General features: G+C 30.7%; 15 protein-coding genes. All 15 read right to left on the bottom strand.

Translation table 11 applies throughout. From position 1 onward, the window contains the following. Positions 1–39: 39 nt before the first annotated feature. The 15 genes from P8V03_RS15725 to P8V03_RS15655 all read right to left on the bottom strand — a co-directional run bounded on the left by P8V03_RS15725 (position 40) and on the right by P8V03_RS15655 (position 17512). Positions 40–1149, bottom strand: coding sequence for a glycosyltransferase family 4 protein (locus P8V03_RS15725; protein ID WP_318798912.1), 1110 nt, complete (start codon positions 1147–1149; stop codon positions 40–42). A gap of 504 nt (positions 1150–1653) precedes the next feature. Next, on the bottom strand, positions 1654–2934 hold the full coding sequence (locus P8V03_RS15720; RefSeq protein ID WP_318798911.1) for an O-antigen ligase family protein: 1281 nt from the start codon (positions 2932–2934) through the stop codon (positions 1654–1656). Between the two features lie 15 nt (positions 2935–2949). Continuing rightward, on the bottom strand, positions 2950–4059 hold the full coding sequence (locus tag P8V03_RS15715) for a glycosyltransferase family 4 protein (RefSeq protein ID WP_318798910.1): 1110 nt from the start codon (positions 4057–4059) through the stop codon (positions 2950–2952). Positions 4060–4063: 4 nt separating this feature from the next. Then, complete coding sequence (locus P8V03_RS15710) at positions 4064–5182, bottom strand: glycosyltransferase family 4 protein (protein WP_318798909.1); 1119 nt, start codon at positions 5180–5182, stop codon at positions 4064–4066. Positions 5183–5208: 26 nt separating this feature from the next. Next, positions 5209–6258 carry a mannose-1-phosphate guanylyltransferase gene (locus tag P8V03_RS15705; RefSeq protein ID WP_318798908.1) on the bottom strand — a complete coding sequence of 350 codons (1050 nt, stop codon included), beginning with the start codon at positions 6256–6258 and terminating at the stop codon, positions 5209–5211. A 95-nt stretch (positions 6259–6353) separates the two neighbouring features. Then, the gene (locus tag P8V03_RS15700; RefSeq protein ID WP_428978984.1) at positions 6354–6956 is read right to left on the bottom strand and encodes a sugar transferase; all 603 of its coding nucleotides are present in this window, start codon (positions 6954–6956) and stop codon (positions 6354–6356) included. Positions 6957–7230: 274 nt separating this feature from the next. After that, a complete protein-coding gene (locus P8V03_RS15695) occupies positions 7231–7974 on the bottom strand; it encodes a CpsD/CapB family tyrosine-protein kinase (RefSeq protein WP_318798906.1) in 744 nt (247 codons plus the stop codon). 40 nt (positions 7975–8014) lie between these two features. Further along, complete coding sequence (locus tag P8V03_RS15690) at positions 8015–8791, bottom strand: tyrosine-protein phosphatase (protein WP_318798905.1); 777 nt, start codon at positions 8789–8791, stop codon at positions 8015–8017. Positions 8792–8816: 25 nt separating this feature from the next. After that, a complete protein-coding gene (locus P8V03_RS15685) occupies positions 8817–9512 on the bottom strand; it encodes a YveK family protein (RefSeq protein WP_318798904.1) in 696 nt (231 codons plus the stop codon). A gap of 41 nt (positions 9513–9553) precedes the next feature. Then, complete coding sequence (locus P8V03_RS15680; RefSeq protein ID WP_318798903.1) at positions 9554–10579, bottom strand: hypothetical protein; 1026 nt, start codon at positions 10577–10579, stop codon at positions 9554–9556. A gap of 371 nt (positions 10580–10950) precedes the next feature. Beyond that, positions 10951–12675 carry a cell wall-binding repeat-containing protein gene (locus tag P8V03_RS15675; protein ID WP_318798902.1) on the bottom strand — a complete coding sequence of 575 codons (1725 nt, stop codon included), beginning with the start codon at positions 12673–12675 and terminating at the stop codon, positions 10951–10953. Between the two features lie 295 nt (positions 12676–12970). Further along, the gene (locus P8V03_RS15670) at positions 12971–13372 is read right to left on the bottom strand and encodes a hypothetical protein (protein ID WP_318798901.1); all 402 of its coding nucleotides are present in this window, start codon (positions 13370–13372) and stop codon (positions 12971–12973) included. 23 nt (positions 13373–13395) lie between these two features. Beyond that, on the bottom strand, positions 13396–14550 hold the full coding sequence (locus P8V03_RS15665) for a TolC family protein (protein WP_318798900.1): 1155 nt from the start codon (positions 14548–14550) through the stop codon (positions 13396–13398). 33 nt (positions 14551–14583) lie between these two features. Continuing rightward, on the bottom strand, positions 14584–15723 hold the full coding sequence (locus tag P8V03_RS15660) for a TolC family protein (protein ID WP_318798899.1): 1140 nt from the start codon (positions 15721–15723) through the stop codon (positions 14584–14586). A 97-nt stretch (positions 15724–15820) separates the two neighbouring features. Next, on the bottom strand, positions 15821–17512 hold the full coding sequence (locus P8V03_RS15655; RefSeq protein ID WP_318798898.1) for a WG repeat-containing protein: 1692 nt from the start codon (positions 17510–17512) through the stop codon (positions 15821–15823). Between the last annotated feature and the right edge of the window lie 134 nt (positions 17513–17646).

Here is a 17646-nt window from a genome sequence, read left to right as displayed (position 1 = left end):
AAACAATCTATTATTTTTATGCAAGCTTCATATTCTATGCTAATCTACAAATAAAATTTCATCTATTTTATTTACTTTTACTTTTATGTTAAACTTGTTTGTTACGGTAATATGTGAGTTCTTCCTAAGTTGATTATATTTTTCACTGCTAATATTAGCTATCTTTAAGCTTATTAAATTTAAATCGTCATCATTATTAAATAAATATCCATTATAATCTTCAGTAATCATTTCAGGAATCCCATCTATATTTCTTCCTATACATGGTGTGTAATTTTTAAAACTTTCTAAAACTACTGTAGGTAATGGATCTTGTAAACTAGGAATAAATAAAAAATCCATTTCCTTCATAAACTTATCTATGTCACCTCTATCCAATTTGCCAATTAAATCTATATTTAATCTTTCCTCTTCTATAACCGTTTTGATTTTATTATATAAACTTGTGTCATAGTGATTATAAACCATATATCCATTTAGCTTTGTTTTTCTGATAAACTCCACAAATGTCAGTGGATCTTTCCTTTCTATGAGAGATCCAACAAATCCTATTTTACTAATAGTTTCTTTTTTCTTAAATTGAAAATCATTATCAGTATTTTCAATTATCATTCCATTATATACAATGTATATTTTGTTTTCACTAATACCTAACCTTACAAGAGCCTCTTTAACCGAGTTTGACACAGCTATATATTTGTCTACATACCTATCGAAAACCCTTACTACCTTCCCCATTAAACTATTTCTTTTTACAATATCGTGTATGTTAATAATAAACTTCCTCTTATACATTTTCTTAAAAAATATACTATATATTATATCTCCAGTATTGTTTGCCCATATTATATCATATTTATGTTTAAGGTTAACACTTTTAACAACTCTAAAAAAATTAACAAATCTTAAAATCTTTTTCAATTTACTACTTAACGAATATCTATCTTTTATAGCCATTGTTGGAGTAATCTCTTTACAGGAAATAACCCTATTTTTTAAAACTTTATTATAAAATTCTTTAATTTCATTTATATCAGAACATAAGATATCGAAGCTGCTAATATTCTTAGTATTTTCTAAATAGTCTTTTAGGACAATTTCAGCACCACTAATAATACTTGTACCTGAAACTATTAATACTTTATCCATAAACCCCCTCCTTATCTTTTTTATAACACTATATTTAAGTCGTTGCAGTTTCTATAAGTTCATATAGATTATATTCTATTTAATCCTAAATTCAGCAAGTGATTTTTCGCATAGTAAAAATTTTTTGCCTTTATTTCAAGTTTGAATTCTACATAGTTGGTCTTAATTTTTTTCATCAAGAGATGAACTTTTAGTATACTTAATAAACATCATATTAACACTAAAATTCAGAGAATATATCTTACTTTTCCTATATTATCAGTTATTAAGCTTTACTTTTTCAACAATTCTAAGCATACTAATGCTTGTAAATCCAGTTACCATTTTTAATAATTTATTTAGTGAAAAACTAAGGGTTCTCATTTTTTTCAAATTAAAACTTTGGCAAAATTATCAAAGGATCTCTTTAAAGTTTTTTAACCAACAACATTAAGCAATATTAATAACTCTGACAATCACTTACCAAACTCAAATTTATAATAAGGTTAACTACCACACCATTTGTCATAAAATATTTCTTTTTCTTAATTTCAAATACAAATAGAAAACACATGTTGAAAAATATGGATAAATAAACGTAATTTGCGTACCACAAATATGAACTAAAACTTGAAATAGACCAATAGATATTATGTATATTGGTAACTTATACGTTTTTATATATATAATTATTCTAGACATAATTATTATAAGAATTATTGACAAAGGTATTCCCACTTCAGCAGCAGTTTCTAATATTCCAAGTCCACTGTAATCTAGACCTAATACCTCTGGAAAATAAACTCTATATGTAGGATCATTTCTCACTATTGGATAATTTCCTAAGCCTACTCCTATAATAGGCTTATTCCTTATCATATTGGGCACTATATGACTACCAGCTATTCTTCCATATACGAAATTACCATCTTCTATATGCATATAAGCTTCATATTTCGCATTTTTATAACTTTGATAATAGTTGCTTATGCCATTGAAAATCATATTCCTATTTAAAAAAACAATAATTAGAAACATAAGTACAACAACTAAGTTACTTTTTTTTGTCTTGTTTCTTTTATTAATATTTAAATTTAATAGCAGCGTAGCTGCTGCTATTGTTAAAATCATTAATATTAGTGCTGCCTTTGACTTTGCTAAAATTAAACATACAAATAAAATAGAATATGATAAGTACTTAACAAATCGCTGCTTCTTAGTTAAGTTAGTATATAAATATAATATATAAATTACACTTATGATATAGTTTCCGAAAGGTCCTCCTTCAACAAAGGTGCCTCTTAATCTAAATTCATTTCCTGATATATATGCTCCCCTAAGTTCAAATCCAAAGTATTTATTCAAAATATAACAAATTAAAGAGTAAATACATATTAGTACTCCTATTCTGACGTACATTGCCAGTAACATAGTAAACTGATTCCTGTTCTCTATGCTATTATATAAAAATAATACCATAAAGGCACATATAAATAATTGTATAAACCTCGATATACTAATTACAACAGGCTTATATATAAATCCTGTTAAATTACTAGGTATATAAAAACTTGAAGCAAATGATAAAATAGAAAAAATAAAAAATAATACAAAAACTAAAAATAAAGACTTAATATATATGTTAAATTCCATATCCAAACACTTTTTCTTGCTTCTTCCCGATAAATATTTTATTGACTCTGATAAAAATAAAATAATAAAAAAACTTTCAGATAACTTAATTCCATATAATTTAACGTCAGTTAAAGGTATTAATATTAGCATAAACAAAATACTTAATTTCAAAATATGTACCACCTTTTAGCAATATATTTGCCTTATAACTTCTAATGTTTTGTCACAAGTATTCTTCCACTTAAAACTACTTGAATAGCCAATTATATTAGTTGTATATTCATTAAATTTAGTAACGTTATTCTCAAAATAATAGCTGATTTCACTTTTAAACTGATTTATGTCTAGAGCTTGTGCAAGTATTCCATAATTGTTTACTATCTCAGTTAACGAACTAGTATTTGCTGCTATAACAGGGCATCCACACGCCATTGCTTCCAATGGTGGTAGCCCAAACCCCTCGTATAATGAAGGAAAAACAAATACTGTGGCTAAGTTATATAATATAGGTAAATCATTATCTTCTACATATCCTATAAATTGAACTCTATCTTCCAACTTAAGCTCTTTTATTAAATTATTGAGCGATTCATTAGGTTTACCATTTATAATCAACTTAATATTTTCATTAGTTAACCCCATGGCCTTCACTAATGTCTCTACATTTTTATGAGGTTTTAAATTTCCAATATATAGAACAAACTTGTCAGGTAAATTATACTTTTTTCTAACTCTATTTAATTCAACAACATCTTCTATAACTTTGAATTTCTCGTCTACACCATTGTAGGTAACAACTACCTTATCACTATCACATCTTAACCAATCAATAATTTCTGTTTTAGAAAATTCTGAAACAGTCAATATTTTCTCGCATTTTAACGCTGATGGTTTTACTATGTATCTATAGTAATATTTGTGAAATGGTGTATAGTACTGAGGGAATCTTAGATGATTTAAATCATGTATTGTCATAATCATTTTACATTTAATAAATGGACTTGATACAAATGATGGAGAATGAAATATAGCTCTACCTTTATATTTATTAACTATTAAAGGTAATTCTATTTGTTCTCTTAACGATAAAAATTTAGATTTCATCTTTATAAATTCAATATTGCTTAATCCTTCAAACAACTTGTTTGCTAGATACAAATCATTAACTAGGACTATGATGTGAATATCTTTTTCTAAAGACATATTCTTAATGAGTTCATAAGTGTATCTTGCAATACCATGCAATTGTTCATTTACCATTCTTGCATCTATGATTATATTTAACTTTCCTTCCATCTAACTACAGTACCTTCCATCTCTTAGTATTTTTAAATTCATTGTATCTTTCTAAAATAAAATTATTTATTTTCTCCTTAAATATTCCTTCATCAAACTCTTCCGCATGTTTTCTTATAATATCCTTATCAAATTTAATCTTTTCAAATTCTTCAATAGCACTTTTAAGTGATTCAACTGTTTGTTCTTTAAAAAATATTCCTGTTTTCTGTTCAACAACAGTCTCCAACGCTCCACCTCTACCAAATGCAATAACAGGTCTTCCACTTGCTTGCGCCTCTAATGGAGTTATTCCAAAATCCTCTTCTCCTGGAAACACAAAGGCCCTACACTTAGAATAATAATCTTTTATAACACTATCAGGCTGTCTTCCTAAAAATTTAATATTATCTTTAGCCATAGCTTCAAGTCTTTTTCTTTCTGCTCCATCACCAATAATGACTAAAGGTAACCCGAGTTCATTAAAAGCCTCCACAGCCAAATCTATTCTCTTATATTCTACTAACCGAGATACAATAAGAAAATAATCCTCATCTACATCGCTGATATTAAATAAATTACACCTAACCGGTGGATGTATAACTACGCTTTCTCTTCTATAATGCTTCCATATTCTTCTTGCTACATTTTCAGAATTAGCAATGAAATAGTCTACCCTATTAGAAGAAACATTATCCCAAACTCTCATGTAATTAATAAAGTATTTTAATAAGTCCTTTTTTAACTTTTTCATATCAGATGTGTCGGCATATTCATAATAAAACTCCCACCCATACCTCATAGGAGAATGGCAATAGCAGACATGCATTGCGTTAGGATTAGTTACAACTCCCTTAGCACAGGATGAACTACTACTTAGCACAACATCATATTCATTTAAGTTAAAACTTTCAAAGGCCATTGGCATAAATGGAAAATACTTTTGATGGTTCTTTTTTGCATCTTTTTTATTTTGTAAAAATGACGTCCTTACATCTATATCTCTAAGCGCATCATCTAAATTGTCTGGATTATATATAGTTGTGTATATAGGTGACTCTTTATAAACCTCTTTAAAGTTTATAACCACTCTTTCCGCTCCACCCATATTGGTTAACCAATCATGTACTAATGCTACCTTCACAAGTGCACCTCAATTCTTATATATTACTAAATTACCTTATTCTTTATCTCCTTAATTCTCTCAATGTCCTCTTTTTTCCCAACAAAAATAATATCATCACTTTCAACTACAAACACATCATCAAGCCCAACAACAACAATAGGCTTTTCCTTACTTACAACGATATTATTGCTTCCTTCAATGTTCTTTATATCACCAACACAGACGTTGTTATTGTCATCTTTATCCCTGTATCTCTCTACCGAATACCAAGTGCCTATATCATCCCAACCAAAATCCGAAGGGATAACATAAATATTTTCCGCCTTCTCCATAATTCCATAGTCTACTGAAACATTATCTACCTGAGGGTACCTGTTTTCCAAGACCATGTTAAACTCATCCTCTGAAGTAGCTGCAATCTCGCTTAACACCTTATAGGTATTAGCTAAATACTCCTTGGTTAACTTAATTACAGTAGAACATTTCCATACAAACATTCCACCATTCCATAAAAAATTACCTTCATTTAAGTACTCTTTAGCTGTTTCTAAATTTGGCTTTTCAACGAATTTGTCTACTTTTCTGACTTCAAATCCATTTAATATTTCTTCTGTTTTACTGTACTTTATATATCCATACCCAATCTCCGGTCTGTCTGGTCTCATGCCTAAGGTTACTATGGCATCCTTGTTATTCTCTATAAAACCATTTGCAGCTTTTATAGTATTTCTAAAACCTTCTTCATCCACTATTAAGTGATCTGAAGGCAATACCACTATAGATGCATCCTTATAATATTTATGTATTAAAAATGCAGATAACCCTATACATGGTGCGGTATTCTTACCTACTGGCTCCACTATTATATTTCTTTCAGGTAAATTAGGAAGTTGTTCCTTGACCAAATTCACATACCTTTTAGCTGTTACCACAAATATTTTTTCTACTGATATCAACTTTTCTAATCTCTTAACTGTCATTTGTATCATAGTGTCCTCACCTAACAGCTTTAAGAATTGCTTTGGTTTTTCATCTGTAGATAAAGGCCAAAATCGCTCGCCCTTACCTCCTGCCATTATAAGTGCACATAGCATATTAATTCCTCCTAAATATTACTGTATTTTATGCTTTAAAAATTACTATTAAGCTAAGTCATATTAATATCTACTGATAAGTTTGGGTTTTCACCTTATTTTGCGCCTTCTTTTCTAACTACAGCTCCAACTGTTTTGAATATAATGGCAATATCAAACCAAAAGCTTCTCTTATCAATATACTCCATATCCATCTGAACTCTTTCCTCATATGTAGTGTCACTTCTGCCGCTAGCTTGCCATAAACCAGTAAGTCCAGGCTTAGCACTTAAAAACTTGTCCCCATATATTCCGTATTTCTCTAATTCTTTTTCAACTATAGGTCTAGGTCCTACTACACTCATATTACCTATTAAAATATTAAGCAATTGAGGAAGTTCGTCCAAACTTGATTTTCTTAGAAAGTTTCCTAATTTAGTTATTCTAGGGTCATTTTCTAACTTAAAGTTTTCCTCAAATTCCTTCTTTTGCTCTGGCGTAAGTTGTTTTAATAATTCTTCAGCATTTGTAACCATTGTTCTAAATTTATAAACTTTAATTGACTTACCATCTTGTCCTAATCTTTTATGTCCAAAAAATGCTGGTCCTTTTGAGTCTAGCTTAACAAGAATCACTAGTATTATAAAAAGCGGTAAAAAAACTATTATTGCACATAAAGAACTTATAAAGTCAAAACATCTTTTGGAGAAGTAGTACATCAAACTTTTTTCGCATATTTCAACATTTTCTACCTGTGTATAGTTTTTATTTTCCTGTAACTGTTCCAAACTCCTTCTCCCTCCCTTTTACCTCTACTTTTAATTATATATATCTATGAAAAAACAAACAACCTTCAACATTGGAAAAACAAACTCTTTTTGTTTGATTTTTCCTTATAAATCTACCAAAAACTATGGATAATAATAAAATTCTTTTTCTTATCCTATAGTTATTGTCATAAGTTAAAAATTGTTTGTTCTTATAAAATAACTTCTAAGTATTTGCTGAAGCCTTTTTAAACCAACGACCTTTGGACTTATCTTGTACTCTCTCACCATCAACACCGTAATAATAATGATAGTAATATCCATAGTATCCCTTTTCTTGAACTTCTAACTTATTTAGCACAACACCTAGTATCTTAGCATCCACCTTTTCTAAAAGCTCTTTAGCCTTCATAGCTGCTGCTCTTTCTGCTTGTCCAGAAGCAACTACTAGTAAACATCCATCTGCATATCTTGATAAAAGCTGTGCATCTGTAACAGCTATTACCGGTGGTGTATCTAGAATTATACAATCATAAGTCTCTCTTAAAGTTTCTACAAACTTTTTCATTTTTTCAGAGGCTAGAAGTTCCGCTGGATTTGGCGGTCTTGTACCAGAAGTTAAAATATTTAGATTTGGAATTTCAGTTTTTTGTACTGCTTCCTCAAAGGTAACCTTTCCTACAAGTAAGTCTGATAACCCAATACTATTAGACTTCAAGAACACCTTATTAAGCTTTGGTTTTCTCTGATCACAGTCTATTAATATAGTCTTATTTCCACTCTCTGCCATCACTACTGCTAGGTTAGAAGAAGTAGTAGACTTTCCTTCACTAGGTCCAGAGCTAGTTATAACTATTGTTTGTATCTTTTTATCAAAGGATGAAAATTGAATATTTGTTCTAAGAGTTCTATATGCCTCTGCAATAGGAGACTTAGGATCTTTTATCGTTATGATATCTGGCTTTTCCATTATATTCACTCCATTTATTTGTATTTCTAGTAATTCAAAACTATTTAACCTTTCTCTTCAAAAAGTCAAATATGCTCTTTTTCTCTTTTATCTTCTCAGGCTTCTTCTTTATTTCTTCATTATTCAAAAGAAGTTCTACGTTTTCCATTACGCTTTTGTCCATACCATTACTTAACTTTCCTGCTATATCTAATGCATTTTTTATCTTAGGTGATCTTCTGTTAACCGAATGGGCATCTGAACCTATAAAGTGGCAGATACCATGAGAAATTAATATTTCTGAAGTTTTCTGAACTCTTTTTCCAAAATGTCCTTCTATACTTCCACTATTTATCTGAAAAAGGCAGCCCTCTTCAATAAAATTGTTTATAACAGAAGGTTTTTCTATTATATAACTATATCTTTCTGGATGGGCAACTACAGGAACTATACCCTGTAATCTCAACTCATACATTGTATCTAATGCATTTTTAGGCATATCCTGCATTGGAAATTCTATGAGCATATATTTTGTATTGTTTATTCCCTTTATAATTCCTTCTTTATAGTGGTCTAGAGTATGATTGTCCAAAAATATTTCTTGTCCAAATATTATTTCTATATCCAGTCCCTGTTCTTTTACTTTTCCACTAATTTCTTCTGTTAACTTACATATATCCTCGAATTTATTTTCATAATACCCTCTATAAAAATGAGGCGTTGCTATAATTTTTTTTATGCCATTATTTCTAGCAATTTTAAGCATTTCTATAGTGTCATCTAGTGTTTTTGCACCGTCATCTATTCCCGGAAGTATATGGCTATGTATGTCTATCAAATCTAATACCTCCTCAATTCTCTCTTTAGTTCTGCTGTTCCATGTTCTTAGGTATTATACCTATAACTGGTAACCCTAAGTATTTATTTATATCTTCTTCTGTTTTCATAGTACTATCCATATATTCAAGTACAAAAGTAAGTCCTACAGAGGCCATAAGTCCTAAGAAAAAGGCAATGGCTATATTTAATGCCTTTTTAGGCTTTATAGGTTCTTCTGGTAACTTAGCCTTATCCATAATTTGAATATCTCCACCAGTTGGAAATACCCTTTTTGATTCTTCTATAAAGGTTGATGAAACTGCCCCTACTATCTTTACTGCTTCCTCTGGGCTCTTGCTTGTAGCCGTTATGGCAAGTATTTGTGTTCCCTGCTGCGGTGTTACTGTTGTTATTTTTTTCAACTGCTCTGATGTTAAACTTCCACCTAATTTTTGTGCTGATCTTTCAGATACTGAAGCAGATTTGGCAATTTCAGCATAAGTTTTTACAAGATTTTGATACATCATGACATCGTTATATTGTACGTTGCCATTCTTTTCATTCCCCTGAGGTTTCCCAACTATTATAGTTGATTTTGCTTCATAAGTAGGTTTAATTACAAAAAAACTTAGGATTCCTGCTGCCAATGTACATGCCACCGTTACACCTACTATCATCTTCACCCTTTTTCTGATTATATAGAAAAAGTCCCTCAAATCTAACGTTATCTCTTCATTCATTTACCCTGACTCCTCCCTGAAGTTATCATTAAATTATAATATTATTTCCCAATCATACTACTTACAATATTTATATCTGTGCCGTTTATATTAGAAAATACTGCCGCTTTAAGTTCAGTCTTCTCCTGCTGGGATAGTTTGTTATAAACTGCCCTCACTCCACCAGCTGCTGAGTAGGGATTGGCAGAAGGGTTTCCCTTCATACTGTTTATTGCAGATATCATTGAAGATATTACTGCCTTTTGTCCCCCTGTGCTTACAGAACCGCCGGCTGCACTTAGTCCGTTGTTTATTCTATCTAATGCTTCATCCCTTTGAGAAAGATTTTTAGTATTCTCACTAGGTGCGTCATTACCTTTAGTTTCTCCACTTGAAGTATTATTTTCTAAATTGCTCTTTGAAGCATTGTCCTCTGTTAAATTATTATTTTTCAAGGCATCTTTTATATTATTTTGTATGTCTTTTATCTTTTCTTCTATAATATTTGAAACCTTTTTCATGCCTACAAAAATTTCATCATTTTTAACTTCTATAGAGTTTATCTTTATAGGAAGGATTTCTTCCTTAACTGCTATAGTTCCATTTTCTATACTTATTTTATCTTTGGATTTATCTTTAAGCTTGGCCATAACAAAATCCTTAGGCAGTGTTATCTTTCCTGCTTTAAAATATAATGGTGTATATACTACTTTATTCTCTTCATAAGATAACTTACCTTCTGATGTTATTAGCAGATTAATTCCTTTATAGCTAGTAGGTACATAAAGTTTTAAATTACCATTTACTATATCTCCCTGAATACCTTTAATTCTAATATTCCCAGAAGACTTTTCTTCCTTAATATACATGCTTATAGCTTGATTTAACTCTTCTTTGTCTAACTTCAGAGTTTCACCTTGTTTTTGCGACTTTGTTACTTTGTCCACAAAAGAAGCTGAAACCTTTGTTTTCTCCATAGTATAAGAAGAGTTCCAAAATAATAATTTAAAAAATGTAATAAGTAATGCCGCTAATACTATAATTCCTACACATAATTTGAACTTTTTACAATTTATTATTTTATTCACTACTTATCTCCTTAGAAAAACATATTTTGTGCTCATCTATATTGACATTTCTATTTTAGCACCCTTTGAACTATAGGTAAATATAAAATAAAATCCAGTTTTTTATAGAACAAAAAAGTATGATTTTTTCTCTTGTTCTATAGTCCAAACTTTTATGATAATGCCAATAATATTTCAGCAAAACCTTTATTTGTTTTTAACACTTTTTAACATTTTTATACCTCTTCTCTCATTGTTAAATAATAAATGTATTCTCAAATCTTGATAAATATACCTTTATTATTTTATCACTTATATATTATTTACTCAAGTTATAGTATTACTAAAAGAACTCAGGCCAAAACCTGAGTTCTTAAATTTTACTTTTTAAATTAGTTTCTGTCAATATTTACATTAAAATAATTATTATTACTGTAAATCTTATAATCACCTAAAGTTGAATTTACATCCAGAAGGTTAACAACTTTGTCAACTATTTGAGCCCTTGTTAAGTCTGTAGAATATATATCTACACCATTTTGCTGTACTTTAGTTACAGCAATTCCACTAATCTTTAGTTCTGGAACCTTTGTAGTAGTATCTATATATCTTTCGTTTAATTCATTAGTTAATTTAGTTTTCAACTCTCCCTGGAACTTTTCATAGCTTAATGAACTATTTTGTATTTTTTCCACAATTAGTGTTTTATTTAAGTTTCCGTTAGTATCAAAATAAACTGAATCTGCTTTTGATAAAATATCCGTTAAAGAGTCTCCGCCAATTTCTAACGAACTAATAGTTTTAAAGTGATTTATTTGTTCTTGAACCTTGTCTAATCTTGCTCTTAACACAACTGGATCTTGATTCTTACCTGTTTCAAATATATCCTTTAGAGATTCCATGTTTTCCTTTTGTAATTGTACTTTAACAACATCACCAGTGGTATCCAGCTTTATATAGTTTGTTAAGCTGCTATTCTTTTTTAACTGATCGTTGAATTCTTTTTGAACTGCTAATTTAGCTATACTTGTTATATCGGTGTAGTTATCTCCGCCACTTGAAGATCCGCCACCGCCGCCGCCACCAGTTGATGGTGCTGTTGGTATCTCTTTCTTCATCTCATCTAGTAATTCATCGGACACGTTAGCTTTTCCACCTAATACTGTTATTGTGCTGCTTGCATTTAACGTTGATTTGATAAGATTCTTAGTATAACCACTTAAGTCCTTTCCAGTTATTACTAAAGGACTCTTGTTTTTACCTGCTAAGGCTGAACCTGTTAACGCGTCTGCAAATTCATCTCCTTTTGGTCCGTCTCCTAGTGCTATATATACGTTTTTGAAATCAAAATCTCCCTTGAATCCTTCAATTACCTTTGCATTTGTTTCATACCTGTCTACCCCACCAAATCTTTCTGGTGATGGTACCTTACCCATTGTGTCCTCACTAACTGAAGCATACCCTCCAATTATATAGGTTTTCGTTATACCTGAGTTAGCTTTTATGTAATTAGCTGTAGGCTCTGATAGTTTCTTGCTTTCCGTTAAAAGTATTGGCATTCCTTTAATAGCTGCTACTGGTGCTGCTGAAAGTGCATCAGCATAGCCTTCTCCTGAAGCTAAAACAACCTTATCTTGAACTCCAATTTTTTCCGCAACTTTTACTGAAGTAGCATATCTATCTAAGCCGCCAAATCTCTCTACACTTGTAGTTATTTCAGCTTTTATCTTATTTACGATAGTTTCTGAAACTACTCCTTCTCCGCCTATAACATACACATACTTAACTTTTAATCTTTTTAGCTCATCTAAAGTACTTTGGCTTATGCTATTTTTTTCAGTTAAAAGTATAGGTGCATTATTTGCCTTTGCTAGTGGCGCTGCACAAAGTGCATCAGCATAACCCTGTCCACTAGCTATTATGGCGTAGTCAGAAGTGCTTGTCCAACCTGCCTGTGATACTTTTACGGCAGTTTCATATCTGTCTGCTCCCCAAAGTCTTGGACTTTCAGGTGGTGTAACAGTAGCGGCCTTTACATTTATTGCTGTTGCAGAACTAGTTATAAGCAATGAAGCAACAACTGCAGACGAAATAGCCTTTTTACCTAAATTTTTCATCATTAGTACCCCCAATATTTTATAGTATAGTCATATTATGGTTGCAAAAAACAATAGTATTTCCTTGTTTCTTTGTTAAATACGATTATATTATACAATACCGATTTATAATTTAAAACTGAAAACAAAACCCACCGTATCCATGTTATTCCTCAAGATACAACAGTTTCATCAATCTCATAAACCCCTGCCCCACTAAAATTTTTGGTACTTAAAAGGCCACCTAACGGTATAATCGTTAGATGGCTCTCATGCTCTTAGTGTAAGAGTATTATAAACTCTCAAATATCTCTCTTTACTTTTCTATAGTTATATTTGCAATATTATTTCCTTTTTGTACAGCCTGAACATTTATTTTCTTATCCTTGTGAGCTGCTTTCAATTCCTTAGCATACTTTTCTGCTAAAGCTTTAGCATCCCCTTCACTTATGCCCTCTTTAATTATCATAGTTGCAATTACAGAATCATCTTTAAAATATACTTGTCCGTCATATACTTCTTTTTCCTTCTTAAGCTGTTCTGTTTTTTTTGCGTCTTGCTGAACCTTAGGTGCTTCCTCTTTTTTAGCCTTCTGCTCTGATTGCTTTGTATTATTATTTTGTTTAGAAGAATCCTTTCCAAAAGAACAGCCTGACATAGAGATAACTAAGGCAGCTGTTATAGATAAAGCTGATAATCTTTTTGCTAATTTCATCATAGCTATTCACCCCTTTTGATTTATTATTCTCCTAATAAATCTTTAAATTCCTCTACAGTTACCATATAATCATTTACTAAATTTTGAACTGTAAGCTCTTCTTTTTCTAAAGCAAGTTTCTTTGAATAAACTTCAAGCTGATCTACTTGTCCAACTTCGAACTTAGCTGAAGCATTATTATAGTTTTCTCTAGCATTTTGTAAATTTATTTGCTCAGCAGTAATACTATCTTCTTTATTTTTCATATTATAGTAAGAAGACCATGCTCTTATCTTTAACTTTAATGTTGTGTCATCTAAAGTATTAATTGCATTTTGCAGATTTAACTGAGCGTTAACTAATCCTGTAGTGTTATTATGTCCATATTTAGTATTTAAATCTACATTCATTTTTGCCCACTCTATATTTCTATTAATATTAGCTAAATCATAGTCATCTTCTATGGACTTGTTAATTCTAGCTTCTATATTGCTATCGTCAAATTTTACAAAGTCAATTTTTGCTGGTGCTAAAGTTAAATTAGCATTTAAGTCTGTGTTTAGTATTTGCTTTACAGTTAATACAGACTGTTCTATTAGAGCCTTCGGTCCATTAAGCGCTGCTACTAACTGACTTCTTTGTACATTTAACTGTTGCAAATCTGATGAAGTAGCCATACCTTGCTTTATAAGATTATTTACTTTCTCTATTTGCTTGTCTATATTTGAAATACTATTATTTATATTTGTGATTTGATCCTGATAGTTTATTACGTTCATATACTGTCTTTTCATATTAAACTTTAAAGCCTTTAATGCATCTTCTTTTTCATGCTTTGCATCCTTTACTGCTTGGGCACTTTGTTGTGGTTTAATTTCTATTGCTTGTTTTAATGATATGTATAGATTTTCATTTTTATTAACACTATATAGCATCTTATCTGCATCAATAGCATTTTGGTGATCATAATCATATTGTTTATTTAAAAGTATTAACTTTTGATCCATTAATTGTATTGATGTATTATACTTTTCTATACTATTTAAAGCTTCTTCCAAGGTAAAATTAGTTGATAAATTTACAGTGTCAGTAATTGTAGTTTGTGGTGTAGTTACAGCATTAGTAGATGCTGCCAAAGAAGGACTGCTTATTGTTATTGACATTGCAAGGGCGATTATAAGACTAAGTTTTTTATTCATGAATTATTACCTCCATAGTTTTTAAATATATTGCTATTGACCAAGACTTGTACTACTAGCTCCAATTTCACAAGCATATCCAAGCTTTATTTGAGCTATCCATATGTCCCTTTGTAAGGCTTTTACGCTATTTTGTGCATTTTGAAGAGTTATCAGCTTAGAATCAGCTTCAATTTTGCTAATTAAGCCTAGTTTATACTTTTGTAATGCCTTGTCATAATCCTGCTTGGCATAGTCTGCACTATCCTTCACTGATTTAAGCTTTTTAGATTTATTTTGTAAATCATTATATAAAGCATTTACTTCCAAAGATATGTTTATCTTGCCAGTCTCTAATGTGTTTTTAGCTGAATCTACGTAATATTTTCCTATTTTGTATTCAGCATCTCTTGTATCAGGGTAAAAGGCCTTAACAGTTTTAAATTCAAAATCCATTAAATTAACGTATTCTGAAGCATTTAGCATCTCTGCTCTATTTTTTAAAGCGTCCTCTAGATAAGAATCATATCTTCTTATGTAAGGATCTTCTGTAATCTTATCCTTTAAAAGAGTTGTATATCTAGTTTCAATAGGCGCTCCAATAAGCTTATTCAGGTTCATAGTTTCTATTTCGTATTGTCTTTTTGCCTTATTAAAGGCAGCTAATTGTGAATAATAAGCATATTCCTTTGCTTTAAGGTCATTTTGTGTTATCATTCCTGTTTCAAGCTGCAGCTTTGCCTTTTTATATTCTGCCTCTGAGTTATCTAATCTTTTCTGCTCAGTGTCTAAAACATCCTTTGCATCCATAAGCACAGTGTATTGACTATATATAGATAGCTTGACTTCATTCTTAGCTACCTCTTTTGCATTCTTGCTTTGGTATATAGAATATTTAGCCTCAGCAGGACCATTGTCTCTGGATTTTATTAGTTCGAACTTTTTGTTATCTGTTAGCAATGGAGTGTTATTTATTTGATCATTTACCTTTGGTGCATTTTCCATAGCGCTCTTATAGTTATTTTCTGCCTGCTGAACAACTATATCTTTGCTCTTTACTGTATATGAGCTTTCTATAGCACTATCTATAACAGCATCTATATCTAGAGTATTATTGTCTTGTGCAAAAACTGTATTGCTGGATAATGCGGCAATAATAACAGCAGCTGTAGTTAAGAGTTTTATTCTTTTCATTCTCTAACAATCCTTTCGCATACGAATATTTCAAATATGAAACAATTTTACCACAAACATATAGGGATTACTATATCTTTTAAATCATATTTTTTAGTTATTCATCACTTAGTGTAAAATTCATTTTTGTCATCCACTGATTCATAGGCTGACCATCTTTATTTTTAATATCATTTAGAACTATAATAGTGTACTGTTCATTTCTCTCATAGCCTTCATAAGGGGGATTTATTAAAACTACATTAGTACCTTTAATTTCAAAGGATACTCCTACACTATTCCCTTTGCTGTCTATAACCTTAACATTATTTAAGATAGTGTTTTCTATGCTGCTTATAACAGAGTTGTCGCTATCATCTATCAATTTCTTTTCATCAATAGGCATGGTAAAGGTTATTTTCCAAACCTTATAAGGGTCAGAAACGGTCTTTGTCCCCATATCTTTCATACTTGTGTTTTTTATTACGCTATAAGCAGAATCTTTTTTAACTACTGCAGCCCCTTTATTAAATGGAGTTCCTGCTTCAAACTTCCCATCAACTAAAGTGCCGCCTAATCTATCTATATAGCTCCACTTACCTGATCTTTCTACTAATGCCGTTCCCTCTTGAAAGTCCGTTGCATTATTAAACTTAGCACTAATAACTGTATCTCCTCGCTTATTAATGTAACCATACTTGTCCTCAACTTGTATTCGAGCTAACCCTTCGGAAAATGGATATATCTTCTTAAATTCAGGTTTAAATGTAACCTTTCCGCTTATATCCATGAAGCCATATCTCTTATCCTTTATTACAATAGCCATATCTTCTCTAAATTTATCTATAGATTCATATTGAGGATTTGCGAAGACTTTTCCTTCCTTATCCAAAAGCCCATATTCGTCATCTTTATTAACTAAAATAAACCCTTCATTAAGTTTATCTATACTTTTATATTTTATATCTGTTAGCTTATTTCCCTTCTTATCTATAAGCCCCCACTTGTCTTTATTTGCAACCTTAATTAAATTTTTGCTCACAAAGGCAATATCATCAAATTGAGGATTTAAAACTATATTTCCTTTTGTATCTGCAAGTCCCCATTTACTATCCTTTTTTATATAGAAAAAATCATATTCTGAGGGCTTCATTTCATCAAAATCAAATCCAGTAAAAGTTCCCTGTTTATCAATTAGTCCCCATCTGCCTTCATAACTTACGACGGCTCTACCCTTTTCAAAATCATAAGCATTATCAAACCTAGGCTCTATAATAACTTTTCCTGTCCTATCTACAATACCATATTTCCAATCCTTTTTTACCCTGGCATATCCTTCTTTGAAAGAATATACATTGTCAAACTGAGGGTCTACTATAATGTTGCCTGTACTGTCTATAAAACCGTATTTGTTACCAACAATTATTTGTGCTACTCCCTCCACTGAAAAATCAGATTCACTGTCAAATTGAGGTTCCGCAATAATTCTTCCTGATTTATCTATAAAACCGTACTTATTTCCCTTTGTCACCTTAGCAAAACCATTGACGAAGGCAGATATTGACGCAAACCTAGGCTCAATAGTAACTTTGCCAGTTTCATCTATCAATCCATATAGTCTATCCTTTTGAACTTTTGCTACTCCGTCGCCAAAGGAATAAACAGTATCAAATTTTTCTCCTATATCTATAGTGGAATAGTTATTACTAGCCTTTGCTGACACCTTATCAATTTGAACTAAAAAAGTAGTATTACAAAAAGTACAAAGTGCCAAAATTGCATTCAAATAAAGCTTTGTCCTTTTCTGCAAATTTTTCCCCTCCTTTGAGTAAATATATGGATATTAATATAATTATATCATTTAATATCTAAAGTTTACACTGATTAATTCAGGAATTAATGTAATAATATTGTAAACAGCCTAGTATTATCACTAGGCTCATC

It is taken from the genome of Clostridium tanneri (assembly GCF_033659955.1).
GTDB classification, from domain to species: Bacteria; Bacillota; Clostridia; order Clostridiales; family Clostridiaceae; genus Clostridium_AM; species Clostridium_AM tanneri.
The sequence above is the reverse complement of the archived record's forward strand: the minus strand, read 5'-3'. Positions and strand labels throughout refer to the sequence as shown.

Coding starts and splice junctions, on each gene's coding strand:
- P8V03_RS15725 (WP_318798912.1), bottom strand. CDS start 1,149: ATGGATAAAGTATTAATAGTTTCAGGTACAAGTATTATTAGTGGTGCT.
- P8V03_RS15715 (WP_318798910.1), bottom strand. CDS start 4,059: ATGGAAGGAAAGTTAAATATAATCATAGATGCAAGAATGGTAAATGAA.
- P8V03_RS15705 (WP_318798908.1), bottom strand. CDS start 6,258: ATGCTATGTGCACTTATAATGGCAGGAGGTAAGGGCGAGCGATTTTGG.
- P8V03_RS15700 (WP_428978984.1), bottom strand. CDS start 6,956: ATGTACTACTTCTCCAAAAGATGTTTTGACTTTATAAGTTCTTTATGT.
- P8V03_RS15695 (WP_318798906.1), bottom strand. CDS start 7,974: ATGGAAAAGCCAGATATCATAACGATAAAAGATCCTAAGTCTCCTATT.
- P8V03_RS15685 (WP_318798904.1), bottom strand. CDS start 9,512: ATGAATGAAGAGATAACGTTAGATTTGAGGGACTTTTTCTATATAATC.
- P8V03_RS15675 (WP_318798902.1), bottom strand. CDS start 12,675: ATGAAAAATTTAGGTAAAAAGGCTATTTCGTCTGCAGTTGTTGCTTCA.
- P8V03_RS15670 (WP_318798901.1), bottom strand. CDS start 13,372: ATGATGAAATTAGCAAAAAGATTATCAGCTTTATCTATAACAGCTGCC.
- P8V03_RS15665 (WP_318798900.1), bottom strand. CDS start 14,550: ATGAATAAAAAACTTAGTCTTATAATCGCCCTTGCAATGTCAATAACA.
- P8V03_RS15660 (WP_318798899.1), bottom strand. CDS start 15,723: ATGAAAAGAATAAAACTCTTAACTACAGCTGCTGTTATTATTGCCGCA.